Here is a 25,747-nt window from a genome sequence, read left to right as displayed (position 1 = left end):
GGGCGGTCCCGAACAGGCCGCGGAACGCGGTGGGTGCGGCCTGTCCGGAGGGTGGGGGGTCAGCCCGTGGGCGGTTCGGCACCCACCAGCCACATGGAGAAGAACTGGGCCCCGCCGCCATAGGCATGGCCGAGCGCCCGGCGGGCGCCCTCCACCTGGTGCTCCCCCGCCTGTCCCCTTACCTGGAGGGCCGCTTCGGCGAAGCGGATCATGCCGGAGGCGCCGATGGGATTGGTGGAGAGCACCCCTCCCGACGGGTTGACCGGCAGGTCGCCGTCGAGTTCGGTGACTCCCGCCTCGGTGAGTTTCCAGCCCTCGCCCTCGTCGGCGAAGCCGAGGTTCTCCAGCCACATCGGCTCGTACCAGGAGAAGGGCACGTACATCTCGACGGCGTCGATCTCCCGGCGCGGGTCGCTGATGCCGGCCTGCCGGTAGACATCGGCGGCGCAGTCCTTGCCGGCCTGCGGCGAGACGAAGTCCTTGCCGGCGAAGAGGGTCGGTTCGCTGCGCATCGCACCGCCGTGCACCCAGGCGGGCGGGTGCGGTGAACGGTCGGCTCCCGCTCGGTCGGTGAGGATCATCGCGCAGGCCCCGTCGGAGGACGGGCAGGTCTCCGAGTAGCGGATGGGGTCCCAGAGCATGGGCGCCGCCTGGACCTTCTCCAGCGTGATGCCCGTGTCGTGGATGTGCGCGTACGGATTCTTGAGGGCGTTGCGCCGGTCCTTGTACGCGACGAGGGAACCGACGGTGTCGGGCGCCCCGGTCCGGCGCATGTAGGCCCGCACATGCGGGGCGAAGAAGCCGCCGGCGCCCGCCAGCAGCGGCTGCTGGAACGGGATGGGGAGCGAGAGGCCCCACATCGCGTTGGACTCCGACTGCTTCTCGAAGGCGAGGGTGAGGACGGTGCGGTGGACCCGGGCGGCGACGAGGTTCGCGGCGACGAGCGCGGTCGAGCCGCCGACCGAGCCCGCGGTGTGGACCCGGAGCATGGGTTTGCCGACTGCGCCGAGGGCGTCGGCGAGGTACAGCGCCGGCATCATCACGCCCTCGAAGAAGTCGGGCGCCTTGCCGATGACGACGGCGTCGATGTCCGCCCAGGTCAGCCCGGCGTCCTGGAGGGCGGCCACGGCGGCTTCACGGACGAGACCTGCGAGGGACACGTCGTGGCGGGCGGCGACGTGCTTGGTCTGGCCGACGCCTACGACGGCCACGGGCTCCTTAGGCATGAGCACTCTCCCCTTCGAGGACGGCGACCAGGTTCTGCTGGAGGCAGGGCCCGGAGGTGGCGTGGGCGAGCGCCCGGTCGGACTCGCCGCGGTGGATGCGGGCGGCGGCCTCGCCGAGGCGGATCAGCCCGGCGGCCATCAGCGGGTTGGCGGCCAGCGCGCCGCCGGACGGGTTGACCGTGACCTCGTCGCCCAGGCCGAGCGCCTTGCGCAGCACCACTTCCTGGGAGGTGAACGGGGCGTGCAGCTCGGCGGTGTCGACGGGGCGGTCGAAGACCCCGGCACGTTCGGCGGCGAGCCGGGTCGACGGTGATTCGGTGAGCTCGCGCACGCCGAGGCCATGGGCCTCGATCCGGTGGTCGATGCCTCGGATCCAGGCGGGCCTGGCGCAGAGGGCCCGTGCGGTGTCCCCGGCGGCGAGGATCACGGCGGCGGCGCCGTCACCGATGGGTGGGCAGTCACCGGTCCGCAGGGGCTGGACGAGGTAGTCACCGGCCGGGACGGCGCCACTGAGCTGTGCGTGCGGGTTGTCCGAGGCGTCCGTGCGGCTGCGGGTGGCAATGGCCGCGAGAGCTGCCTCGTCGGTGTCGCCCGCGTCGATCAGTGCCTGGGCCTGGAGCGCGGCGAGGGCGACGGAGTCGGGCCACAGCGGGGCGGTGTAGTACGGGTCGAGCTGCCGGGTGAGGACGTCGCGCACCTGGCCGGGCGAGGACTTCCCGTACGCGTAGACGAGGGCGGTGTCCGCCTCGCCGGTCTGGATCTTCACCCAGGCCTCGTACAGGGCCCAGGCGCCGTCCATCTCCACATGGGACTCGGAGATCGGCGGGTGCGCGCCCACCCCGTCCAGCGCCATCGTGAAGGAGAAGGCCCGGCCCGCGAGGTAGTCGCTGGAGCCGGAGCAGGTGAAGCCGATGTCGCTGGTCCTCAGGCCCGTCGCGTCGAGGACCTGATGCAGGACGGGCATCAGCATCTCGACTTCGGACAGCTCGTCGGTGCGCCGCAGATGGTCGGTCTGCGCGAAGGCGACGATCGCTACGTCTCGCATCTAGACCAGCTCCTTGTACGCGTCGTAGTCGGCGTCCGGCTCTCCGGTCGGCCGGTAGTGGTCGGGGTGGCGGCTGCCGTCGGCCCATACGGGCTCGACGCGCAGCCCCATCCGCACCTGGTCGTACGGAATGCCGCCGATCCGGGCGTGCAGGGCGAGGTCGGCGCCGTCGAGGGCGATGTGGGCGTAGACGTAGGGGACCTCGATGTCGAGGTTCTTCGCCTTGATGTTGACGACGCAGAAGGTGGTGACCGTGCCGCGCGGCCCGACCTCGACCTGTTCGTCGGTGGCGACGCCGCAGGTGGGGCAGGCGCCGCGGGGCGGGACGTACACCTTGCGGCAGGAGGGGCAGCGTTCACCGACGACGCGCCGGCCCGCCAGCGCTTCGAGGTAGGCGCTCTGGGCGCGGCCCGGGGAGTAGGTGTAGTCGAGGCGTGCGGGGGTGACGATGCCGGTGACCGGGTCCGCGAACTCGCCGTCGTGCGGGGCGGATCCGCCGGGATCGCCCTCGTACGGTTCGAAGCAGGCGATGTCCGTGATGGCGCCGGTGCGGTCCTGGGCCCAGCGGACGCGGACCCGCATGCCGGAGCGGACGGCCTCGGGTCCGGGGGCGTCCAGGACGTGCAGGAGCGCGGTGTCGGCGCCGTCGAGGCGGACGAGCACCCAGGCGAAGGGGGTGTCCAGGGGCTGGTCGCGGCGCGGCTGCGGGTTCCAGGCCCAGGTGGTGACCGTTCCGGTGGCCGCGACCTCGACCAGGTCACGGATCTCCTCGGCCGTGACGGGGTCGTACTCGACGGGCGGGACCAGGACCTTGCCGTCGCCGGTCCGGACGCCGAGCACGGTGCGTTCGCGCAGTCCGGTGAGGAAGGCGCTCTGGACCGGGCCGAGGGAGCGGGTGAAGGGGAATTCGACCACCAGCGGTGCGCTGAGTATGTCGGGCACGGGTGCCTCCTGTGTTTGGGGGTGTCTCGTCGGTCAGGGCCGGATCAGGCCGCGGCGTCTGGTGCGGTGCATCGCAAGGCGCCGGAGCGTCTTGATAGCGGAGCTATTAGGGCGGTTCGGCAACGCCGCGAGGTGCCGTGCCAGACGCCGCGGACCCGGCCATGACCGGCGAGCCACCCCCTAGGGCGTGTTTTGAAAGTAGCGCCGTCCGCCCGAAGGGCGGGCCCGCCGGGCAGGCGGGACTTTCAAAACACGCCCTAGGCCCGCCGGTACACGGGCGGGCGCTTCTCGGCGAAGGCGCGGGCGCCCTCCTTGGCGTCGGCGGTGGCGAAGACGGGCCAGCCGCGCTTCAGTTCGGCGGCGAGGCCGTCGGCCTCCGTCATCTCCGCGGTCTCGTACACCGAGGCCTTGACCTCCTCGACGGCGAGCGGGCCGCAGGCGTTGATCTGCTCGGCAACGGCAAGGGCCGCCTCCAGTGCGGTGCCGTCGGGAACGACCCGCCCGATCAGCCCGATCCGGGCCGCCTCATCGGCTGTGTAGGGGCGGCCGGTGAGCAGCATTTCGAGCGCGTGGGTGCGGGCGATCTGTCGCGGCAGCCGCACGGTGGAACCGCCGATGGGGAAGAGGCCGCGCCGCACCTCGAAGAGACCGAAGGTGGCGCTCTCCCCGGCGATGCGGATGTCGGTGCCCTGCAGGATCTCGGTGCCGCCCGCCACGCAGTGGCCCTCGACGGCGGCGATCACCGGTTTGCGGGGACGGTGGTGGCGCAGCATGGCCTTCCAGTGCAGATCGGGATCGGCGGTCATCCGGTCCCGGTACTGCTCGCCCTCCATTCCCTTGCCGGCGAGGGCCTTGAGGTCCATGCCGGCGCAGAAGCAGCCGCCGGCTCCGGTGAGAACGATGGAGCGGACCTCCTCGTCCTCGTCCGCGGCGAGCCAGCCGTCGTACAGGCCGACCAGCATCGGCAGCGAGAGCGCGTTCTTGCTCTCGGGCCGGTTCAGGGTGAGCACCAGTGTGGCGCCTTCGCGCCGCACGGTGAGGTGTTCCGTACCGCCCATGGTCTGTCTCCCGTCTCAAGGCTAGAACAGGTTGCAGTAAGTGGAGTTGCAGTTCAATAGTTTTCTGACAGGGAGTCAGATTTCTTCCCGGGCCCCCTTCCCACTTGTGCCGGTCGGCGCTCTAATGACCGCCGAGCCACTCAGCAACCGGGGTCAGGAGGAACGGTGGAGTACAACCTTGCCGACCTGTTCGAATCGGTCGTCGACGCTGTCCCGGAACGCGAGGCGCTGGTCTACCTCGACCATCCCGGAACGGGCGCCGAGCGCAGGCTCACCTACGCGGAGCTCGACGCCGCGGCGAACCGTGTCGCCCACCACCTCATCGAGGCGGGCATCGGACCGGGCGAGCATCTGGGACTGCACCTCTACAACGGCATCGAGTACCTCCAGACCGTGCTGGCCTGCCTGAAGGCGCGCATCGTCCCGGTCAACGTCAACTACCGGTACGTCGAGGAGGAGCTGGTCTACCTCTATCGCGACGCGGATCTGTCGGCCCTGGTCTTCGACGCCGAGTTCGACGAGCGGGTCGCTGCCGCCGCACCGCAGGCGCCGAAGCTCCGCCACCTCGTGCGGGTGGGATCGTCCACGGACGGTGTACCCGGGCCCGACGCCGTCGCGTTCACCGCGGCGGAGGCCGGCGGGGATCCCGGGCGCGGCTTCGCGCCCCGCTCCGCCGACGACCAGTTCATCATCTACACGGGCGGCACCACGGGTATGCCCAAGGGGGTGATGTGGCGCCAGGAGGACCTGTTCTTCTCCGGCCTCGGCGGCGGAGCGCCGACCGGCGACGCGGTCAGGACCCCGCAGGAGCTGGCCGAACGGGTGGCCGCCGGCGGGGAGGGAATCACCTTCTTCCCCACTCCCCCACTGATGCACGGCACCTCGACCCTCACCGCGTTCATCGGCTTCAACTTCGGGCAACGGGTCGTCGTACACCGCAAGTTCGTTCCGCACGAGGTGCTCCGTACGATCGAGAAGGAGAAGGTCACCAGCGTGTCGCTGGTGGGTGACGCGATGCTGCGGCCGCTGATCGACGCACTGAACGGGCCGCTGAAGGGCACCGACTGTTCGGCGCTGTTCTCCGTCTCCAGCTCGGGCGCGATCATGTCCGACTCGGTGCGGGCGGAGTTCCAGGCACTGGTGCCCAACGTGATGCTCCTCAACAACTTCGGCTCCTCCGAGTCCGGCTTCAACGGCACGGCGACCGCCGACTCCAGCCCGGAGAACGGCTTCCGGCTCCGGGTCAACGCCCGCACGGCCGTCGTCGACCCTGCGACGTACGAGCCGGTGTCACCGGGCGAGCCGGGACGGATCGCCCAGCGCGGACACGTACCGCTGGGCTACTACAACGACCCGGGCAAGACCGCCGAGACGTTCTTCCGCAAGGGCGACGAGCGGTGGGTCCTGCTCGGCGACATGGCGACGGTCGACGCCGACGGCATCGTCACGGTGCTCGGCCGGGGCTCGCAGTGCATCAACACCGGGGGCGAGAAGGTCTATCCGGAGGAGGTCGAGCAGGCGCTCAAGTCCCACCCGGACGTGTACGACGCACTGGTGGCGGGCGCTCCCGACGAGCGGTGGGGCAATCAGGTCGCCGCCGTGGTGCAGCTGCGGGAAGGCGCCGACGCACCCTCGCTCGACGACGTCCAGGCGCACTGCCGCACCCGGCTGGCCGGCTACAAGATCCCGCGCCACCTGGTGATCACCCCACAGATCCAGCGCTCCCCCAGCGGCAAGGCCGACTACCGGTGGGCACGCGCCGTCGTCGCACCCGCCGGCCCGGCCACCGACTGACCAGGGCCAGGACCCGAGGGCGAATCACCCGAGTGCACGGCCCCGCGTCCACGACGGACGCGGGGCCGTGGCGATGGCGTAAGCCATTCGGGCACGCCCCGTGCCCAACCGGACACCCTGCGTGGCATCGGGGGGTCATCGCCCATAGCTTCGGCTCATGAGGAAACGACACATCAAATCCCTCGTGAGCATCGCAGCCGCCTCGGCCGCCGGACTGTGCGTCGTCGCGCCGTCCGTGCCGGCCGCCGCCGCGGGCGGCCATGTGGTGCGTGCGGGCCAGTCGATCCAGGCAGCGGTGGACGCCGCGCAACCCGGTGACACCATCATCGTCCGGCCCGGCACCTACCGGGAGAGCGTGCTGATCACCACGCCCGGACTGACCCTGCGCGGCTCCGGGGACCGTACGGTCATCGAGCCGGGCGCGAGCGGGACGCAGCCGGACAACGCCTGCGCGAAAGCCGGCAACGGGATCTGCGTCCTGGGCACGGCGGGGCACACCGTGGACGACGTGTCCATCAGGTCCCTGACCGTCTCCGGATTCACCAGGAGCGGCATCTGGGCGTCCTGGACGGACGGGCTGGAGGTCCGCTCGGTGACCTCCGCGTCCAACGGCGTCTGGGGCATCGCCCAGCAGCGGTCCACCCGCTCCGACATCCGCGACAACACCGCCCGTGCCAACGGGGACGCCGGCATCTTCGTCGCCAACAGCGTCGACGAGGAGGGCGGCGCCACCGACACCGAAGGCACCCGGGTCCGGGCCAATACCCTCACCGACAACCGGATCGGGTTCACGGCACGGCGTGTGCGGAACCTTTCGGTGAGCGACAACACCTTCACCGCCAACTGCAGCGGCGTGTTCGTCGTGGGCGACGAGGGAACGCCGAAGGCCGGCGCCATGACCATCCGGTCCAACCGCATCACCGAGAACAACAAGTTCTGTGCCGCCACCGAGCGACTGCCCGCGATCCAGGGCTCCGGAATCGTCCTCACCGGCACCGAGACCACCGAGGTGCGCTCCAACCTCATCCGCGACAACGTGGGTGCCACGCCGCTCTCGGGCGGCGTCGTGCTGTTCAAGAGCTTCGTCGGAGCGAAGAACACCGACAACACCATCAGCGGCAACGTGGTGACCGGCAACCAGCCGGCGGACCTGGCCAATGAGGACACCGGCACGGGCAACCGCTTCACCGGAAATGTCTGCACCACCTCCGCACCGGCCGGAATGTGCTGACCGGTGTCCCCCCGCACAAGGAGAAGCGAGACGGTATGACCACCGTGAGCACCACCCCCACCACCACGCCCGTCCAGCCCGTTCCCACCCCGCAGCCCGCCATGCGGCTGCGCGAGATCGTGTTCGGCGCGGCCCGCTCCGCCGCCGTGCGCGCCGCGGCGCGGCTGCGTATCGCGGACGCGCTGGGTGAGAAGCCGGCCACCGCGGCCGAGCTCGCCGCTGTGGTGAAGACCGAACCCGGGCCGCTGCGGCGGCTGCTGCGCGCCCTGTCCTGCTACGGCATCTTCACCGAGAACGCCGACGGCACCTTCGCCCACACCGAGATGTCCCGGCTGCTGCGCGAGGACGACCCGAACAGCCTGCGGGCCATCTCCCTGTGGTGCACCGAGCCCTGGACGTGGGAGGTCTGGCCCCGGCTGGACGACGCGGTGCGCTCCGGCGGCAACGTCTTCGAGGACGTGTTCGGCAAGGAGTTCTTCGACTACCTCCACCAGGACGCACACGAGTCGGCCCAGGTGTTCAACCAGGCCATGACGACCTCCAGCGTGCAGTCCGCGCTGGACGTGGCCGCTCTGCTCGACCTCACCGGGGTGTCGTCGGTCGCCGACATCGGCGGCGGCCAGGGGCACGTACTGGCAAGCCTGCTGGAGAAGCACCCGTCGGTCAGCGGCACCCTGATGGACCTGCCGGGTGTGGTGGCCCGGGCCGACGAGCGGCTGCGGGACGGCGGTTCACTCGCCGGCCGGGCGAGCATCGTGGCCGGTGACTGCCGTGAGGGCATTCCCGTGGCGGCCGATCTCTACATCATCAAGAACATCCTGGAGTGGGACGACGACAGCACCCGCCGGGCGCTGCGCAGCGTCGTCGCGGCGGCGCGTCCCGGGGCCCGGGTCGTCGTCATCGAGAACCTCGTCGACGACACGCCCTCCATGCGTTTCACCACCGCCATGGACCTGCTGCTGCTCCTGAACGTCGGCGGTGCCAAGCACACCCGGCAGAGCCTGGTCGAGCGGCTGTCCGACGCCGGGCTGCTGATCGGCGAGATCCGGCCGGTCAACCCCTATCTGCACGCGTTCGAGTGCGTGGTCCCGGACTGACCCGTCCGTTCCGGGCAGCACGGAGACCGCCCCGGGTCCGGCCACAAGGCCGGACCCGGGGCGGTCTCTCTTTTGCGTCAGGCGGTGGAGTCGCTCTCCCACCGGTAGAACTCCTGCGCCATGGCGTCCTTCGGTCCCCGCCACGTCTGCGGGTCGTAGGGGCTGACGAAGGCGGTGAGCCGGTCGCTGATGTCCTTGAACGCCGGGTGGTCCGTCACCTTGGCGATCTCCGGGCCCGGGGGGCGCTCGGACTCGATCAGGTGCAGATAGACGTCGCCGAACTGGAACAGCTTGCGCCGGGTGACGCCGACCAGGTGCGGCAGATCGCTGCTGTCGGATGCGGCGAACAGCTCGGCGATGTCCGGCGCCGACTCCGGCGCCATCCGGGCGACGATCAGAGCGTGGTGCATCGGGTGATGCCTTTCTGATACCCGGTCCGGGACCCGGCCCGGGGGCCGGGTGGCCGGACCGTCGGCGGACGGTGCGTCAGTTGACCGGGACGGAGGCCGTCCGGCGCTCGCGGTCGCGCTGCTCGATCTTGTCCCGGATGAGTTCCATCTGGACACGGGAGTTGCGGTTGATGTTGTCGGTCATCCACGCGTCGTCGACCGGGGCGTCGGGACGCATCGCGAAGTCCTGTGTCCACCGCATGCGCGTGCCGCCGGGAGCCTCGGAGTACTCCCACCGGATGTCCATGTGCTGGAACGGGCCGGGCTCGACCCGGCGGGCCCGGACGGTGCGTCCGGGGCGGTCCGTGGTGCGCTCGGAGACCCAGCTCCACACCTTGTCGTTGTCGTCGGGGTGCATGGTCAGGCGGAAGGTGGTCCGCTCGCCGTCACGCTCGATGACCTCGACCGAGGCGTACTCGCTGAACAGCTGGGGCCAGTTCTCCAGGTCGTTCGTCATGTCCCAGACGAGGTCCAGGGGGGCGGCGATGATGATCTCGTTCTCGGTGTGTCCGGACACTTCAGGCTCCTGTCATGAGGCTGTTGTTGACGAGGTCGAGGAACTCCCGCGGCGTCTTGCAGCGGTCGGCGTCGGCCGGCAGCGGCTGACCGTGCCGGTTCTCCAGGACTCCGACGATGCCGAGGAGGCCCAGTGAGTCGAGGCCGAACTCGTCGAAGGCCGTACCGGACCGGTTCTCCATCTCCCGGGGGTCGACGGTCAGTCCGGCGCCCTTCTTCATCAGGGCGGCCAGCTCGTCATACGTCAGTCGGTCGGTCATGAGGGACTTCTCCTTCTCGCGAGGGGTGTCGGTGAGGCCTACGCGGGGCGCCGGAGCACCATCGCCGCGTTCGAGCCCATGAGGCCGCGGCTGAGCACCAGGGCCGTGCGCAGTTCGGCGGGGCGGGCCCGTCCCATGACCAGGTCGAGGTCGTGGCACACCTCGAACACGTTGGGCGTGGGCGGGATCAGGCCGTTCTCCATGGCGAGGACGGCGGCGGCCGTGTCGAGGACGGGGGCTCCGCAGTAGGCCCGTCCGATGCCGGTCTTGGGTGCGGTCACCGGGACGCGCCGGCCGTGCGCGCCGAGCGCGTCGGCCAGGGCCAACGCCTCGGCCCGGTCGGCGGCGGGGACGCCGAGGGCGTCCGCGAAGACCACGTCGATCTCCTCGGGCGCGCAGCCGGCCTCCCGCAGTGCGCCCTCGATGGCGTGGGCGAGCCCCTCGCGGGACTCCTCCCAGCGCATCGCGGTGGTGAAGGTGGCCGCGTGACCGGCGATTTCGGCCCGGACCCGGGCGCCGCGTTCCCGGGCCACCGTCTCCTCCTCGACCACGAACATCGCGCCGCCCTCGGCGGGCACGAATCCGCAGGCGTCCGAGGTGAACGGGCGGTAGGCCCGCGTCGGGTCCTCGGCAGGGCTCAGATCGCGGTAGCCGAGCTGGCAGACGACGGAGTAGGGCGCGAGCGGGGCCTCGGCCGCGCCGACCACCACCGCGTCGGTGCCGCGCCGGACGGACCGGTCGGCGTGCGCCAGTGCGTCGAGGCCGCCGGCCTCGTCGCTGGCCACCACCGCGCACGGCCCCTTGAAGCCGCCGCGGATGGAGATCTGGCCGGTGCTGGCCGCGTAGAACCAGGCGATCGACTGGTAGGGGCCGACGTACTTGGATCCCTGGCCCCACAGCCGTTGCAGTTCGCGCTGGCCGAACTCGCCGCCGCCCGAACCGGCGGCGGTCACCACGCCCACGCTGTACGGCGCGTCCTCGTAGTCGGCGCGGCCCAGCCGGGCGTCGTCCAGGGCCATGTCGGCCGCGGCCATCGCGAAGTGCGTGAACCGGTCGGTCTGCACGAGGTAGCGCTCTTCGATCAGCGAGACCGGGTCGAAGCCCCTGACCTCGCCGGCCACATGCAGCGGCAGCTCCTCGCACCCTTCTCGGGTGACGCGGTCCAGGACGCTCAGGCCTTCCTGCGTCCGCTTCCAGAAGGCTTCGGTGCTCGTGCCGTTGGGGGCGACGACGCCGATGCCGGTGACTACGGTCTGCCGGGGCTGCCGGGCCTTGCGGGTACTCATGGTGTCCTCCCACCGCTCCTGGTCAGGGCCACCGCGGACTGGAATCCGCCGAATCCGCTGCCGACCGACAGGACACTGCGCAGCTTCAGCGGACGTGCGGTGCGGGGCACGTAGTCGAGGTCGCACTCGGGGTCCGGTGACTCGTAGTTCGCCGTGGGCGGCACCACCTGGTGGACCAGCGCGAGTACGCAGGCCGCGATCTCTATCGCGCCGATGGCCCCGAGCGAGTGACCCACCATCGACTTGATGGAGCTCATCGGTACGTCGTGGGCGTGTGCGCCGAGCGCCCGCTTCACGGCGGCGGTCTCGTGCCGGTCGTTCTGCTTGGTGCCCGAGCCGTGCGCGTTGACGTAGTCGATGTCGGAGGCGGCGATCCCGGCGTGCCCGAGTGCCTGGTTGATGGCCTCGGCCATCTCCAGGCCCTCCGGCGTCAGCCCGGTCATGTGGTAGGCGTTGCCGAAGGTCGCGTAGCCGGCGATCTCGCAGTAGACCGTCGCACCGCGGGCGCGGGCGTGTTCCAGTTCCTCCAGGACGAGTACGGCTCCGCCCTCGCCCATCACGAAGCCGTCGCGGCGCGAGTCGAAGGGCCGGGAGGCGTGTTCCGGGTCCTCGTTGTTGGCCGAGGTCGCCTTGATCGCGTCGAAGCACGCCACGGTGATCGGGGTGATCGGCGAGTCCGATGCCCCGGCGATGCACACGTCGACGCGGCCGTCCTCGATGGAGTGGAAGGCGTAGCCGATCGCGTCGAGTCCGGAGGTGCAACCGGTCGAGACGGTCTGCACGGGACCGTGTGCGCCGACCTGTTCGGCGACGGCCGCGGCCAGCGAGCTGGGCGAGAAGGCGCGTTCCAGATGGGGGCCGGCCGGACGGTGGTCGACGTCCCAGCGGGCTCCGCTCCCGCTGACGGCGACGTAGTCGTGCTCCAGCCGGGTGGTTCCGCCGACCGCGGTGCCGAGCGAGACGCCCATGCGCCACGGGTCGGTCCGCTCCGGGTCGAGGCCCGCGTCGGCGAGTGCCTCGCGGGCGGCCACCATCGCGAACTGCACATAGCGGTCCGCGCGGGCGACCTCCTCCTCGTCCAGTCCGTACGCCGCCGGGTCGAAGTCGCACTCGGCGGCGATCCGGGACCGGAATCCGGCCGGGTCGAAGAGAGTGATGCCCCGGGTCGCGGTGCGGCCGTTGGAGAGAAGGTCCCAGAAGGCAGGGGTGCCGATGCCGCCCGGGGCGACGACGCCGACACCGGTGACGGCCACGCGCCGGGTCATGAGGCGGCCTCGGTTCGTTCTGGCGGCGCGCCCCGCTCGGCCGACTCGGTGACCTCGGTGTCGACGTGGCCGAGTTCCGGGCGGGGGGCGAGCGGGCCGAGGTGGAAGACCATGCGCGCCTCGACGTCACCGACGTTGCGGAAGCGGTGGCGTACGTTCAGGGGGATCAGCAGTCCCTGGTCCGGTCGCATCGCGTACGGCTCACCGTCCAGGTCCACTTCGAGCAGCCCGTCCACGACGTAGACGAACTCCTCGGAGTACGGGTGGTAGTGCTCCGCGATGCGGTCGCCGGGCTGAATGATGGCCAGCCCCATGAAGCCGCTGGTGGCGCCCACGGCCGTCGGGGTGAGCAGGGCGCGCAGGTCACCCCCGCGCCTGGTGTTGGGCTGGGTCTCACTGAGGTCCACGATGCGTGGCCGGTGCATGGTCATGACTGCTTTCCTCCTGGCGCATGGCGCGTTGTGTCGACGGGTTGAGCGAGAACCCCCCAGAGTGCTGCTGCGCGGCTCAGGACTCCGCGGCCCGCCGGTCGGTGATCAGCTTCATCTCGGACCGGGCGAGGAAGCGCGCGGCGTCCTGGTCGGTGGTCGGCACGGCGTTCGCCTCACCGTCCAGGAGACGGGCGAGCCGGGCCGCCTTGCCGGGGCCGTGGATGCCGAGCGCCTGGGCCGGCTGGGCGTCGAGCGGGCCACTCACCTCCAGGAGGCGGACCACGACGTCGTCGCGCTGGAAGATCGTGCTGCTCTCGATGGGGCTGCCGGTGTTGTCGGCCTCCTCCTCGTCGTGCTCGGCCAGGAGGCGGGCCAGCGCCATTCCGCAGCCCTCCTTGGCCTGGTAGAACAGCGCGTGGCGCTTGCCCTCCCCGGCTGCGTGGCGGCCCGTCGTCACGTGGTGGACGGTGGGCAGGGCCGCCCGGGTGAAGAACATCCGGGCCGAGTCGGGGTCGGCCAGGTCGCGATCCTGCTCCAGGTACGGGTTGATCGCTTCCTCGACGGCCCGGACCTCGGGCTGCCGGGAGACGTGGCGCAGGGCCGCGAGGAGGTCGCCCTCGACCTCGACCGCGCGCACCACCCGGTTGCCGTGCATGAAGAGCGAGGTGCGGCGCAGTCGGGTGTGCTCGTCGACCCGGGCCTGCGGGGAGTCGTACTCGGCGAGGAGCTTCGCGACGATCTCCTCGGTGCCCGGCTTGACGGTGAAGGTCAGCGCGTGGCGCACCACCCCGTCCCCGAGGCGGGGCGCCGCCTGGAGACCGCCCTTGACGGGCTCGAAGCTCTCCTCGAAGGCCGCGCCGGTCTCGCGCAGGACGCTGAAGCGCAGCGAGCGGGTGTCGCGCACGCAGCTGTGCAGGGGCTGGACCGTGGCGACGTGGTCCTCGCTGTTGACCCAGGCGAGGAAGGGCGGCGCGCTCTCCCACTCGCTGGTGATGAGCCACTGGGACGGGTTCTCGATGGACTGGCACAGCTGGTCGCTGATGTGGCCGGGGATCGAGGCGACCTGGTTGCGCATGTGCTCGTACGCCTCCAGGAACTGCTTCTGGGCGCCGTCGTGCAGGTCAAGCAGCAGGATGACCCGCAGCCTTGATCCGTCGAAGGCGGACTGGGAGGTCCGTTCCGAGAGGGTGGTGGTCATCTTGCGAACTCCTTCGAGACGGTGGGAGGACCGGCCGGGCCGGTGAGGAACCGTCGAGTGGGGGGCGGAGCGGGGAATCTCCCGGCGGATGCGCACGGTCCGCCCGGACCGCGGGCGACGTCTCCGTGACCGATCGTGAAACGCTGGTCCGGCTGACGCGAGATTTATGAACCGTTCAGGTGAGGAGGCGTCCGAACCGCTCGGACAAGGGCATGGACACTGCATCTGTACGGCGTCCGAGCTGGAGCAACTCATGAACGAGAACGTCGACGTCCAAGTACCGGTCCTCATCGTGGGCGGCTCCCTGGTGGGCCTGTCCGCGTCCCTCTTCCTCGGCCGGCTCGGCGTCGAGCACCTGCTGGTCGAGAAGCACGCCGCCACCTCGACACATCCACGGGGCCGAGGCAACAACGTCCGCACGATGGAGATCTTCCGCAGGGCCGGAGTGGAGCCGCAGATCCGTGCCGCGGCATCGGTCCTGGCGGAGAACCACGGGATTCTGCAGGCCGGTTCGCTGACCGGTGACGACCAGGAGTGGCTGTTCAAGGAGATCGACCCGGGTGGCGCACTCGCCCGCTTCAGCCCGAGCGGCTGGTGCCTGTGCAGTCAGAACGACCTGGAGCCGGTCCTCCTGGACCGGGCCCGGGAACAGGGTGGCGATCTGCGGTTCTCCACGGAACTGATGTCGTTCGAACCGGACGGCTCAGGTGTCACCGCGGCTCTGAAGAACCGGCAGACGGGTGAGCACACCACCGTGCGGGCGGACTATCTGATCGCTGCCGACGGACCGCGCAGCCCGGTCCGCGAGCAGCTGCGCATCGGCCGTTCGGGTGCGGGTGACCTGTTCCACAACGTGAGCATCACGTTCCGGTCGCGCGGGCTCGCCGAGGTGCTGGGAGACCGGCGCTTCATCGTGTGCTATCTGACGAATCCGGAGGCCGACGGCGCGCTGCTGCCGGTCGACAACGAGCGGGAGTGGGTGTTCCACGCGCCGTGGCAGCCGGACCGGGGCGAGACCCTGGAGGACTTCACGGACGAGCGGTGCGCGGCGCACATCCGCACGGCGGTCGGGGCACCGGATCTCGACGTCGAGATCACCGGCAAGGCGCCGTGGCACGCGGCGGAGCGGGTGGCGGACCGGTACGCACGGGGCCGGGTCTTCCTCGCCGGCGACTCGGCACACGAGATGTCGCCCACCGGGGCATTCGGTTCCAACACCGGCATCCAGGACGCGCACAACCTGGCGTGGAAGCTCGCGGCCGTGCTGCGCGGTGAAGCGGGTCCGGGCCTGCTGGACACGTACGAGGCGGAGCGGCGACCAGTAGCCCGGGCAACGAGTGAGCGGGCCTCGGCGCGTTCCGGAGAGCACAGCCACCCGGGATACGCCGCGCCGCCGACCGTGGGCGGCGGGAAGCGGGGCGGGATGCTGAACGTGGCGCTGGGCTACCGCTATGTGGACGGCGCGGTTCTCGGTGTCGGCCCGGACCGGCCCGTGGTGCCCGAGGGCGTACAGCTGACGGGTGAACCGGGCAGCAGGGCACCGCACTTGTGGGTCCGCAGGGCCGGTGAGCGGATCTCCACGCTGGATCTGTACGAGCGGTCGTTCGTGCTGCTCACCGACGCGGCGGACGTGGCCTGGCGGCAGGCGGCAGCGCGGGTCGGCGAGCGGCTGGGGGTGCGGCTCGACGCGTTCGGGATCGGCACGGGTCCGGGCGGCGATCTGGAACCGGAGGCCGGTGCCGACTGGGCCGAGGCGCACGGGACGAGCGCCGAGGGCGCGGTGGTGGTGCGCCCCGACGGGTTCGTCGCCTGGCGCGCGGAGTCGGGCGTCGAGGACGCCGAGTCGGCGCTGTACGCGGTCATGGTGGCGCTGCTGCGCCGCGACTGACGGCGCGGGGCGAGGCGTGGCGGGTTCATCCGACGCCGAACGACCGGAGGGCCGCGAGGAACTCCTCCGGCCGTTCGGTGTGCACGAGGTGGCCCGCATCGATGGTGACGAGCCGGGCGCCGGGGATCTGCCCGGACATCCAGGCGAGGTCCTCCTGGGCGATCTGGCTCCTGGGCCCGCCGCCGATGACGAGCGTGGGCGCGGTGATCTCGCCGAGGCGCTCGCGCGCCTCCGGATCGGGTTCGTTGAGCTGTGCGTCGGTGGAGGGAACGACGGGCCAGTCGAAGTCCAGCTCCCCGCCGGGGTGTTCGGCGGGTGCGCGGGGCGGGTCGAGCGGGAAGGGCGGCGGCGCCTCCTCGATGACGAGACGGCCGATCAGCCCGGTCTGCCGCTCGGCCAGCAGATAGGCCGCGGCACCGCCCATGGAGTGCCCGACGACCGTGGCACCGGAAAGGTTGCGGGCCTCCAGGAAGGCGTGCAGGTCGTCACGGAACAGCTCGAAGGAGTAGCGGCCGGTCCAGTCGCTGAGCCCGTGGCCGCGGAAGTCGAAGGCGTACACCCGGTGCCGGGCGGCGAGGCGTCGGGCGACGGTGGTCCACGTCGTGCTGTCGCCGCAGCGTCCGTGGGCAAGGACGACGGGCGGCGCGGACGGATCCCCCCATACCCGGTAGGCGAGCCGGATCCCGCCGGCCTGGACACTGTGCACGTCCGGGTCCAGAAACGCGGTGACGGTACGGACGAACGCCCCCGGGTCGTCCAGCCAGGGGAAGTGCCCGGCGCCGCGCTGAACGACGAACTCCGACTCGGGGAAGAGCGCGGCGAGTTCGGCGGCCCGGTCGGGGGTGGGTATGCCGTCGTACTCGCCGGCCAGGACGAGAACCGGGGACGGGAACTCCCGCAGGGCCGCGACGGTCGCGGGAGGATCGAATGCTCCCGGGCCGTAATAGCCCTGTGCGGCAGCGGCGTTGATCTGTTCGGCGGAGGCCGCGGCATGCTCCTGCGCCGCTTCGTCCCACCTGCCGTAGAGGAACGGCCTTGCTGCGGCGCGCAGTTCATCGGTGAGTTGCCCCGCCCAGATCCCCTCCAGGGCCGGAAGCGCCCGCGCGTACCAGGGCTCCGAGCGGCGCAGCGCGGCGGCCTCCCGGGCCGCACGCTCGACGAAGGCGAATCCGGCGGCCCGGGTGCCGGGGGCGACGAGGATCAGGCTGCGCAGGGATTCGGGGTGGCGCGCGGCGTAGAGCGCGGCAAGGTCCCCGGCCGCCGAGTGGGCGAGCACATCGACGCGTTCGAGGCCGAGGTGCCGGCGCAGCGCCTCGACGTCCTCGACGAGCCGGTCGCAGCGGTAGGAGGAGGCGTCGTCCGGTACGGCGGAGTCCCCGGTCCCGCGCAGATCGAGCACGACCAGCTGTCGCGTGGCGGAGAGTCCGCCGAGGTCTCCGAGGTAGGCACCGGCTCTCATCGCGCCGCCCGGAAGACAGATCAGCGGTGCACCCTCCCCCATGACGTGATAGGCGAGCTCGGTCCCGTCGTACGTACGGAAAGTCGGCATGGACCCATCCAAACAGGGCCGACCGGGTGATGCAGCTGTGTTCGGTACGGGCGTAGCCGCGGCACGTACCGGATGCGTCGCCCCTCTTGCCACCTGGGGGAAGATCCTGAATTACTGCTCCCGGGAGGATCGACCGAATGATCGGTCGCCCGAACGGTGCGCACGGAAAGAGGGAGATCCGCATGACGGCTCTGCTGGACGCGGCGGAACGGATGGGCCGCGAGGAACTGGAAGCCCTGCAGCTGGAGCGGTTGCGGGCCACCCTGCGCCACGCCTACGACCGGGTGGGTCACTACCGGGAGGCGTTCGACCGGGCGGGGCTGCATCCGGACGACTGCCGTTCCCTCGCCGACCTGGCCCGGTTCCCGTTCACCACCAAGGCCGATCTGCGCGACAACTACCCGTTCGGGATGTTCGCGGTGCCCGAGGAGGAGGTGCGGCGGATCCACGCGTCCAGCGGGACGACCGGCCGCCCGACCGTCGTGGGCTACACGGAGCGGGATCTGGACACCTGGGCGGACGTGGTGGCCCGCTCGATCAGGGCGGCAGGCGGGCGTCCCGGGCAGAAGGTCCATGTCGCGTACGGCTACGGGCTGTTCACCGGCGGGCTCGGCGCGCACTACGGGGCGGAGCGGCTCGGCTGCACGGTCATTCCCGCCTCGGGCGGCATGACGGCCCGGCAGGTCCAGCTGATCCAGGACTTCCGGCCCGAGATCATCATGGTGACGCCGTCGTACATGCTGACGCTGCTCGACGAGTTCGAGCGGCAGGGCGTCGATCCGCGGACGACGTCGCTGAAGGTGGGGATCTTCGGGGCCGAGCCGTGGACCGAGGAGATGCGCCGGGAGATCGAGGAGCGGTTCGCGATCGACGCGGTCGACATATACGGGCTGTCCGAGGTGATGGGCCCGGGTGTGGCGCAGGAGTGTGTGGAGACGAAGGACGGACTGCACATCTGGGAGGACCACTTCTATCCCGAGGTGGTCGACCCGTTCACCGGCGAGGTGCTGCCCGAGGGGGCGGAGGGCGAGCTGGTGTTCACCTCGCTCACCAAGGAGGCCATGCCGGTGATCCGGTACCGGACCCGGGACCTGACCCGGCTGCTGCCTGGTACCGCCCGCGTGTTCCGGCGGATGGAGAAGGTCACCGGGCGCAGTGACGACCTGGTGATCCTGCGCGGGGTGAACCTCTTCCCGACGCAGATCGAGGAGATCGTGCTCCGGACGCCCGGGGTGGCGCCGCACTTCCAGCTCCGGCTGACCCGCGAGGGTCGGCTGGACGTGCTGACGGTGCGGGCGGAGGCTCGGGCGGGGGCGACTCCCGAACAGCGGGCGGCGGCCGCCGCGTCGGTCGCGGCGGCCGTCAAGGACGGGATCGGCGTCTCGGTCGGGGTCGAGATCCTCGACCCCGAGACGCTGGAGAGGTCGGTCGGCAAGTTCCGGCGGATCGTCGACGAGCGGGAGCAGCCGGGAAGTTGACGGCCTGGGGCGGCCTGCCGGGGCGGCCGGCGGCAGAACGCGCCACCGGTCGCCCGTGGTTGCTGTGGCAGGTCAGGCGAGGCGGTCGCGGAGCTCCCGCTTGAGGATCTTTCCGCTGGCGTTGCGCGGGAGGCCTTCCACGAATACGACCCTCTTGGGAGCCTTGAAGTGGGGGAGCTTCTCACGGGCGTGGCTGATCAGTTCGGCCTCGGTCGCCTCACCGCGCAGGACGACGACGGCGGTGACCGCTTCGATCCAGCGCTCGTCGGGCAGTCCGACGACCGCCACCTCGGCGACGGCGGAGTGGGTGTAGAGCGCGTCCTCCACCTGACGGGAGGCGACGAGGACGCCGCCCGAGTTGATGACGTCCTTCACCCGGTCCACCACCGTGAAGTAGCCCTCCGGGTCGCGGACGGCGAGGTCGCCGGAGTGGAACCAGCCGTCGCGGAACGCCTCGGCGCTCTCCTCCGGCTTGTCCCAGTAGCCGCTGCACAGCTGGGGTGAGCGGTAGACCACCTCGCCCGCGGTGCCGTCGGGGACGTCCTTCCCGTTCTCGTCGACGACCTTGGCCTCGACGAAGAGGACGGGCCGCCCGCAGGAGTCCATCCGGCCCTCGTGCTCGTCCGGTCCCAGAACGGTGGCGAGAGGGCCGATCTCGCTCTGGCCGAAGCAGTTGTAGAAGGCCAGTCCCGGGAGTCGCTCGCGGAGGCGTTCCAGTACCGGGACGGGCATGATCGACGCCCCGTAGTACGCCTTGCGCAGTCCGCCGAGATCGCGGACAGCGAAGTCCGGGTGGTTGGCGAGACCGATCCAGACCGTGGGCGGGGCGAAGAGGCTGTCGGCCTGTCCGGACTCGACGAGGTCGAGGATCCGGGCCGCGTCCGGGGCGTCGAGCACCGTGTTCTCCGCGCCGACGGCAAGATAGGGCAGCAGGAACACGTGCATCTGCGCGGAGTGGTAGAGCGGCAGCGCGTGTACGGGCCGGTCGGTGGCGCGCAGATCCAGGGCGGTGACGGCACTGACGTATTCGTGGACGAGGGCGCCGTGCGTCATCATCGCGCCCTTGGGCAGGGCGGTGGTGCCGGAGGTGTACAGCAGCTGGACGAGGTCGTCGGCGGCCGGCTCGTGCGCGGGTGCGAAGGGGCGCGGGGTGTCGAGTTCGTCCAGCAGGGAGCCGGGGGCGTCGCGCAACGGCCGCACGGCGTACCCCTGGGGGATGCGGCCGGCGAGGTCCGGGTCGGTGAGGACGAGGGAGCTGCCCGACTGGCGCAGGATGTACGCGAGGTCCTCGCCGGTGAGGTTCTGGTTGACCGGCACATGGACGAGTCCGGCCCGGGCGCAGGCGAGGTACGCGATCAGGTACGCGTCGGAGTTGTGGGCGTAGGAGGCGACCCGGTCCCCCGGCTGCAGCCCGTGGCCGTCCATGAGGACGGCGGCCGCGGTACTGACCGCCTCATCGAGACCGCGATAGGTCCAGGCCCGGTCGGCGTACCGCAGGGCGGTGCGCTCGGGGGTGCGCCGTGCGCTGCGGGTCACGACGCCGTCGACTGTGCTGCTGCGTACACCGGTCATGGCGTGATCCTGTGCGGCCGGGGCGCCGTGGTCAAGGGTCTGGATTACGGCCGGGATGTTGGCAGACGTACAGGAGTGCCGGCTGAGTTGCCCATGACTTCTCGAACTGCTGAGTAACCGTCTTTCGCTCCCGCAGAGTTGGGAGGACCGTTGCCCCTCCGGAACCGTCTGAGGATTCTCGCCGTACCCGGTCTCGCGCTGTTCACCGTGTCGGCGTCACTGCCGCCCGCCTCGGCGCTCAGCCCCCGTACCCACCATCCGTCGGGCGGCGGGCTCTCCGCCGTGATCCGCTACACCGAGTACGGCATTCCGCACATCGTGGCGAAGGACTACGCGAATCCGGGCTTCGGCAACGGCTGGGCTCAGGCCGCCGACCTGGTGTGCACGCTCGCCGACGGGTTCGTCACGCTGCTCAACACCTCGGCGCCACGCGTCCTGGCGGCTCTCGCCGACGCGGTGGCCGAGCTGAGGGGTGCGGGCATCGCGCCGGACGCGCCGCCGGGCGAGCACCAGTCGGTGCTGCGGGGCGAGCGGCGTATCCCATCGGCGGCGGTAGGGAGGCTCTGGGTATCTGGAACAAGACCGAGGGCGTGTGGGACGCGCCGGTAGCTCCTGCCGGGCTCCGCCCGGCCCCTGGACCGCTGCGGTCCAGGGGCCGGCCTGGTGCACGGCTGCCGCGAGGCCACCCGAATGGCCGGTTCACCCCTCAGCTGTGCCCCTCCCAGTACGGTTCGCGCAACCGTCGTTTGTACAGCTTGCCGTTGGGGTCGCGGGGCATCGTCTCGATGAAGCCGAGGGTCTTGGGGCGCTTGTAACCGGCGAGCAGTCCGGCGCAGTGTCCGAGGATCTCGGCGGCGAGTTCGTCGCCCGCCTCGTGTCCCTCGGCGGCTTCGACGACGGCCCTGACCTCCTCGCCCCAGTCGGCGTGCGGGATGCCGAAGACGGCGGCGTCGGCGACCGCGGGATGGGTGAGCAGAGCGCTCTCGATCTCGGCGGGATAGATGTTCACCCCGCCGGAGATGATCATGTCGATCTTGCGGTCGCGGAGGAAGAGATAGCCGTCCTCGTCCAGGACGCCGAGGTCACCGACGGTGAAGAAGTCGCCGATACGGTTCTTCCTCGTCTTGCCCTCGTCCTTGTGGTAGCTGAAGCCGCCGGTGCTCATCTTCATGTAGACGGTGCCGAGTTCGCCCGGCGCGAGCCGGTTTCCGTCGTCGTCGAAGACCGCGAGCTCGCTGATCGGCCAGGCGCGGCCGACGGTTCCCGGCTTCTTGAGCCAGTCGTCGGCGGTGGCGAAGGCGCCGCCCCCCTCGCTGGCCGCGTAGTACTCCTCGACGCACCGGCCCCACCAGTCGATCATGGCCCGTTTGACGTGGTCGGGACAGGGGGCCGCGCCATGGATGGCATGCCGCATCGCCGTCACGTCGTACGCCTGTTTCACCTCGTCGGGGAGGGCGAGGAGGCGGTGGAACTGGGTCGGGACCATGTGCGTGTGGGTGCAGCGGTGGGTGTCCATCGCCCGCAGCATCTCCTCGGGCGACCACTTGTCCATCAGGACGAGGGGGTGGCCGATATGCAGGGCTGCGCCCGCGAACTGCAGCACGGCGGTGTGGTATAGCGGCGAGCAGACCAGGTGGACGTTGCCGTCGAAGGGTTTGATGCCGAAGATGCCGAGGAAGCCGCCGAGGTAGCTCTCCTCGGGAAGCTTTCCGGGCAGCGGCCGGCGGATACCGCGCGGACGGCCGGTGGTGCCGGAGGTGTAGTTCATGACCCAGCCGAGCGTGCGCCCCTCGGGGGGCGAGACCGGCCGGTTCTCCAGCAGTTCGGCGTACGGGCGGAAGCCGTCGACCGCGCCGACCCCGTAGCGATGGCTCGCCGGCAGCTTCGCCTCGTCGGCGGCGGCCGTCGCGGCCTCGGTGAAGCGTTCGTGCGCGATGAGCACCTTGGCGCCGGAGTCGGAGACGATCCAGGCGATCTCCGGCCCGACGAGGTGGTGGTTGACGGGGACGAGGTAGAACCCGGCCTGTGAGGCGGCGAGGTAGGCGGTGAGGAACTCGACGCCGTTGGGCAGCACGACGGCGAAGGCATCGCCCTCTTCGAGACCCGCCGCGCGCAGTCCGTGGACCATGCGGTTGGCCTCGGCGTGCAGCCGTCCCGCCGTCCAGTTCTCGCCGTCGGGTGCGACGAGGACCATGCGGTCGGGGTCGGCGGTGGCCTGGGCCCAGAAGCCGTTGGGCGGCTGGTTCATGAGGCGCTCCGTCCGGCGATGCGGTTGATCCGGTCGATGGCCCGCTCGAAGCCGCTGGTCAGGTCGTCGAAGACGGCCTGCACGCTGCGTTCGGTGTTCATCCGGCCGACGATCTGGCCGACGGGCGTGCCGAGCAGGGCGCCCGTCTCGTACTTCTGGATACGGGAGACGGCCTCGGCGACCAGGAGTCCCTGGAGTGGCATGGGCAGGGTGCCGGGTCCCGACGGGTCGTCCCAGGCGTCGGTCCACTCGGTACGTAGCTGGCGTGCGGGTTTGCCGGTGAGCGCACGCGAGCGGACGGTGTCGCCGGAACCCGCGGCAAGGAGTTTGGCGGTCAGCGCCCGGGAGTGCATGTCGGCCTCCTCGGTGGTGAGCCAGAGGGAACCGAGCCAGACGCCCTGGGCGCCCAGCGCGAGCCCGGCCGCGATCTGTTCGCCGCTGCCGATGCCGCCCGCGGCAAGGACGGGCAGCGGGCCGACGGCGTCGACGACGTCCGGGACCAGCACCATGGAGGCGATCTCCCCGGTGTGGCCCCCTGCCTCGTATCCCTGGGCGACGACGACGTCGATGCCCGCGTCCGCGTGGTGGCGGGCGTGCCGGGCGCTTCCGGCGAGGGCGGCGACGAGGACGTCCTGCTCGTGGGCGCGGGCGATGACATCGGCGGGGGGTGAGCCCAGCGCGTTGGCGAGGAGCTTGATGGGATAGCCGAACGCCACGTCGAGCTGGTTGCGGGCGACTTGCTCCATCCAGCCCGTGATGCGCCAGCCCGAGGCCTCGCCCTCGGCGAGTTCGGGGACGCCGTGTTTGGCGAGGGTCTCCTGGACGAACTGCCGGTGGCCGGGCGGGATCATCGCCTCCACATCGGCCTCGCTCACACCCTCCACCTTCTTGGCGGGCATGACGACGTCGAGGCCATAGGGCTTGCCGTCCGTGTGTTCCTGCATCCAGTCGAGGTCGCGTGCGAGGTCGTCGGGGGCGGTGTAGCGGACCGCGCCGAGTACGCCGAATCCTCCGGCCCGGGTGATGGCCGCGGCCACCGCCGGGAACGGCGTGAAGCCGAAGATGGCGTGCTCGATCCCCAGTTTTTGACTCAGCTCCGTCTCCATGGGCGGCAGGATGCCGCAGTCCGACGGACGAGGGAAGAGCTTTTCTGATGCAGTGTCAGATTCTTTGTGACTCCGGGGCCTACGGGACGGCGAAGGGGGACAGTACCCTCTGCTTCGGCAGGAAGTTTCACACTCGGAAGATATTTCGAAAATTACTTTCAGGCACGCTTTCAGACACACTTTCAGGCACGTGGAAGGGGTTCCGGATGACCGAGGACACGGCGGGCGCGGGCATCAGCCGGCGGAGGCTGGGCGGTGGGATGCTGGCCCTGGGCGGAGCACTCGCCCTGGCGCCCATTCCGTTCGCGGAAGCGGCGTCTGCCACGGAGTCGGGGGCGGGGTCGTCGGACATGGGTACAGGAGCCGCGGCAGGGACGCCTTCCGGCCGCAACAGGCCGACGCTGCGGCGTGGACCGGCCGCCCGCGCGGGACTGTTGCAGGAGCCGCTCGACCGACTGGTCACCGAGGCGGAGAGATACCTTGCCGACTCGCCCAAGCACCCTTGGTACGCGGGCGCCGTACTGCTCGCGGGGCGGGGCGGGACAGTCGCCCTGCACCGGCCGATCGGCAAGGCGGTGCGCTATGCGGCGTACGACGAGAAGACCGACACCGGCGTGGAGTTCCCTGCGGACCAGCAGATCCCCATGGCCGAGGACACCGTCTTCGACCTGGCATCGGTCTCCAAGCTGTTCACCTCGATCCTGGCCGTGCAACAGATCGAGCGCGGCACACTGGAGCTGGAGGCGACTGTCGCCTCGTATCTCCCCGACTTCGCCGGCGGCGGCAAGCAGGACATCACGATCCGTCAGCTGCTCACACATACCTCGGGGTTCCGGGCCTGGATCCCGCTCTACAAGGCGCCCACCCGGGAGGGGAAGCTGGATCTGCTCTGGAACGAGGTGCCGGCGAGCCCGCCCGGCACTGCGTACCTCTACTCGGACCTCAATCTGATCTCGCTCCAGCTGGTACTGGAGAAGATCACCGGCCGCGCCCAGGACGTACTGCTCCGCGAGCAGATCACCGCTCCGCTCGGGATGCAGCGCACCCGGTACAACCCGCCGGCCTCCTGGAAGCCGAAGATCGCCGCAACCGAGGACGCCCGGCTCCCCTGGTCCGGGCTGGAGCGCGGACTGGTCTGGGGCGAGGTGCACGACGAGAACGCGTACAGCCTGGACGGTGTCGCGGGCCACGCCGGGGTCTTCTCCTGCGCCTGGGACCTGGCGATCCTCGCCCGTACCCTGCTCAACGGCGGGGTCTACGGCCGCGCGCGAATCCTCTCGGCCGCGTCGGTCGACCTGCTGTTCACCGACTTCAACACCGCGTTCCCGGGTGACGCGCACGGCCTCGGCTTCGAGCTCTACCAGCACTGGTACATGGGCGCGATGGCCACCCCGCGCACGGCGGGCCACACCGGGTTCACCGGCACGAGCCTGGTCCTCGACCCGAGCACGGACTCGTTCCTGATCGTGCTGGGCAACTCGGTGCACCCGGTGCGCAGCTGGCGCTCCGGCAGCGCCCCCCGTGTCGCCACCGCCAACCAGATGGCCCGGGCTGTCGCGGTCCGGCCGGCCCGGGGCCGTACGGCATGGTTCTCCGGTCTGGCAAGCGCCTCGTCCGCCACCCTGGCGCTCCCGCCGCTCACCCTCGCGTCCTCGCGGGCCCGGCTGAGCTGCGCACTGTGGTGGGACACCGAGCCCGGCTCCGACTTCCTCTTCCTGGAGGCCTCGGCGGACGCCGGGACCACGTGGCAGCCGGTCCCGTTCACCACCGGTCCGGCCTCGCAGAAGGGGCAGGAGCAGCCCGCGACGCATCCGGCGGGCTCGGTGTCCGGCTGGTCGGGCCGGGTCTGGCACCGGCTCGATGCGGACCTTGCGCAGTGGCGTGGCAAGGAGGTGCGGCTGCGCTGGCGGTATGCCACGGATCAGCTGTACGTAGGCCGCGGGGCGTACGTGGACGCCATCAGGATCAAGGACGGCGGCCGTACGGTCTTCGACGAGGCCAGACCGGCCGACGCCCGGCGCATCGAGGCGAACGGCTGGACCCCTTCGGCGAACTGACCGGAGCCCCACAAAGGGGCCGGGCGGCCGGGCCATTGCACCAACGCGTAC

The 25,747-nt window shown here is 70.9% G+C and carries 21 protein-coding genes and 1 pseudogene; 7 read left to right on the top strand and 15 right to left on the bottom strand.

From position 1 onward, the window contains the following. Window positions 1-59: 59 nt before the first annotated feature. From OG912_RS36160 to OG912_RS36145, 4 genes are all read right to left on the bottom strand, one after another. On the bottom strand, window positions 60-1,226 hold the full coding sequence (locus tag OG912_RS36160; protein WP_327713026.1) for a thiolase domain-containing protein: 1,167 nt from the start codon (window positions 1,224-1,226) through the stop codon (window positions 60-62). After that, complete coding sequence (locus OG912_RS36155) at window positions 1,219-2,271, bottom strand: thiolase domain-containing protein (RefSeq protein ID WP_326734216.1); 1,053 nt, start codon at window positions 2,269-2,271, stop codon at window positions 1,219-1,221. The genes OG912_RS36160 and OG912_RS36155 overlap by 8 nt, the downstream gene beginning before the upstream one ends. Beyond that, complete coding sequence (locus tag OG912_RS36150) at window positions 2,272-3,213, bottom strand: Zn-ribbon domain-containing OB-fold protein (RefSeq protein ID WP_327713025.1); 942 nt, start codon at window positions 3,211-3,213, stop codon at window positions 2,272-2,274. A gap of 257 nt (window positions 3,214-3,470) precedes the next feature. After that, complete coding sequence (locus OG912_RS36145; protein WP_326734218.1) at window positions 3,471-4,271, bottom strand: crotonase/enoyl-CoA hydratase family protein; 801 nt, start codon at window positions 4,269-4,271, stop codon at window positions 3,471-3,473. 165 nt (window positions 4,272-4,436) lie between these two features. Here OG912_RS36145 and OG912_RS36140 point away from each other — a divergent pair, with 165 nt between their 5' ends. From OG912_RS36140 to OG912_RS36130, 3 genes are all read left to right on the top strand, one after another. After that, window positions 4,437-6,065, top strand: coding sequence for an acyl-CoA synthetase (locus tag OG912_RS36140; RefSeq protein WP_327713024.1), 1,629 nt, complete (start codon window positions 4,437-4,439; stop codon window positions 6,063-6,065). A 157-nt stretch (window positions 6,066-6,222) separates the two neighbouring features. After that, the gene (locus OG912_RS36135; RefSeq protein ID WP_327713023.1) at window positions 6,223-7,296 is read left to right on the top strand and encodes a right-handed parallel beta-helix repeat-containing protein; all 1,074 of its coding nucleotides are present in this window, start codon (window positions 6,223-6,225) and stop codon (window positions 7,294-7,296) included. 35 nt (window positions 7,297-7,331) lie between these two features. Continuing rightward, window positions 7,332-8,393: a methyltransferase gene (locus OG912_RS36130; protein WP_327713022.1), complete on the top strand. Its 1,062-nt coding sequence runs from the start codon at window positions 7,332-7,334 to the stop codon at window positions 8,391-8,393. A gap of 77 nt (window positions 8,394-8,470) precedes the next feature. On the opposite strand, the gene OG912_RS36125 is transcribed toward OG912_RS36130, so the two are convergent. The 7 genes from OG912_RS36125 to OG912_RS36095 form a co-directional block, all read right to left on the bottom strand. Continuing rightward, window positions 8,471-8,803, bottom strand: a complete 333-nt coding sequence (locus OG912_RS36125) for a TcmI family type II polyketide cyclase (RefSeq protein WP_327713021.1) — start codon at window positions 8,801-8,803, stop codon at window positions 8,471-8,473. 76 nt (window positions 8,804-8,879) lie between these two features. Continuing rightward, entirely contained in the window at window positions 8,880-9,359 is a 480-nt protein-coding gene (locus tag OG912_RS36120) for an SRPBCC family protein (protein ID WP_326734223.1), read from the bottom strand. A 1-nt stretch (window position 9,360) separates the two neighbouring features. Then, window positions 9,361-9,618 carry an acyl carrier protein gene (locus tag OG912_RS36115; RefSeq protein ID WP_311307478.1) on the bottom strand — a complete coding sequence of 86 codons (258 nt, stop codon included), beginning with the start codon at window positions 9,616-9,618 and terminating at the stop codon, window positions 9,361-9,363. Between the two features lie 38 nt (window positions 9,619-9,656). Then, complete coding sequence (locus OG912_RS36110) at window positions 9,657-10,904, bottom strand: beta-ketoacyl synthase N-terminal-like domain-containing protein (RefSeq protein WP_326734224.1); 1,248 nt, start codon at window positions 10,902-10,904, stop codon at window positions 9,657-9,659. Further along, a complete protein-coding gene (locus OG912_RS36105) occupies window positions 10,901-12,169 on the bottom strand; it encodes a beta-ketoacyl-[acyl-carrier-protein] synthase family protein (RefSeq protein ID WP_326734225.1) in 1,269 nt (422 codons plus the stop codon). The genes OG912_RS36110 and OG912_RS36105 overlap by 4 nt, the downstream gene beginning before the upstream one ends. Then, window positions 12,166-12,600, bottom strand: coding sequence for a cupin domain-containing protein (locus tag OG912_RS36100; RefSeq protein ID WP_326734226.1), 435 nt, complete (start codon window positions 12,598-12,600; stop codon window positions 12,166-12,168). The genes OG912_RS36105 and OG912_RS36100 overlap by 4 nt, the downstream gene beginning before the upstream one ends. 76 nt (window positions 12,601-12,676) lie before the next feature. Continuing rightward, window positions 12,677-13,798: a SchA/CurD-like domain-containing protein gene (locus OG912_RS36095; RefSeq protein ID WP_327713020.1), complete on the bottom strand. Its 1,122-nt coding sequence runs from the start codon at window positions 13,796-13,798 to the stop codon at window positions 12,677-12,679. Window positions 13,799-14,051: 253 nt separating this feature from the next. Between OG912_RS36095 and OG912_RS36090 the strand changes: the two genes are divergently transcribed. Next, window positions 14,052-15,686, top strand: coding sequence for an FAD-dependent oxidoreductase (locus OG912_RS36090; protein WP_327713019.1), 1,635 nt, complete (start codon window positions 14,052-14,054; stop codon window positions 15,684-15,686). A 25-nt stretch (window positions 15,687-15,711) separates the two neighbouring features. On the opposite strand, the gene OG912_RS36085 is transcribed toward OG912_RS36090, so the two are convergent. After that, window positions 15,712-17,235, bottom strand: a complete 1,524-nt coding sequence (locus OG912_RS36085; protein ID WP_327713018.1) for an alpha/beta fold hydrolase — start codon at window positions 17,233-17,235, stop codon at window positions 15,712-15,714. A gap of 182 nt (window positions 17,236-17,417) precedes the next feature. Here OG912_RS36085 and paaK point away from each other — a divergent pair, with 182 nt between their 5' ends. After that, window positions 17,418-18,713 carry a phenylacetate--CoA ligase PaaK gene (gene paaK, locus OG912_RS36080; protein WP_326734230.1) on the top strand — a complete coding sequence of 432 codons (1,296 nt, stop codon included), beginning with the start codon at window positions 17,418-17,420 and terminating at the stop codon, window positions 18,711-18,713. Window positions 18,714-18,785: 72 nt separating this feature from the next. On the opposite strand, the gene OG912_RS36075 is transcribed toward paaK, so the two are convergent. After that, window positions 18,786-20,285 (bottom strand): acyl-CoA synthetase, encoded by a 1,500-nt coding sequence (locus OG912_RS36075; RefSeq protein ID WP_327713017.1) that lies wholly within the window; start codon window positions 20,283-20,285, stop codon window positions 18,786-18,788. Window positions 20,286-20,435: 150 nt separating this feature from the next. Between OG912_RS36075 and OG912_RS36070 the strand changes: the two are divergent. Further along, window positions 20,436-20,696: pseudogene (locus OG912_RS36070) on the top strand (penicillin acylase family protein); the annotation flags it as partial. Between the two features lie 295 nt (window positions 20,697-20,991). Here OG912_RS36070 and OG912_RS36065 read toward each other — a convergent pair. Then, the gene (locus tag OG912_RS36065) at window positions 20,992-22,533 is read right to left on the bottom strand and encodes an acyl-CoA synthetase (RefSeq protein WP_327713016.1); all 1,542 of its coding nucleotides are present in this window, start codon (window positions 22,531-22,533) and stop codon (window positions 20,992-20,994) included. Then, window positions 22,530-23,639 (bottom strand): NAD(P)H-dependent flavin oxidoreductase, encoded by a 1,110-nt coding sequence (locus OG912_RS36060; protein WP_327713015.1) that lies wholly within the window; start codon window positions 23,637-23,639, stop codon window positions 22,530-22,532. The genes OG912_RS36065 and OG912_RS36060 overlap by 4 nt, the downstream gene beginning before the upstream one ends. 206 nt (window positions 23,640-23,845) lie before the next feature. Between OG912_RS36060 and OG912_RS36055 the strand changes: the two genes are divergently transcribed. Then, window positions 23,846-25,696, top strand: a complete 1,851-nt coding sequence (locus tag OG912_RS36055; protein WP_327713014.1) for a serine hydrolase — start codon at window positions 23,846-23,848, stop codon at window positions 25,694-25,696. Window positions 25,697-25,747 lie beyond the last annotated feature (51 nt).

The sequence above is a fragment of the Streptomyces sp. NBC_00464 genome (assembly GCF_036013915.1).
Classification (GTDB): domain Bacteria; phylum Actinomycetota; class Actinomycetes; order Streptomycetales; family Streptomycetaceae; genus Streptomyces.
Note: the sequence above shows the minus strand (reverse complement) of the source record. Positions and strands in the feature narration are given on the sequence as shown.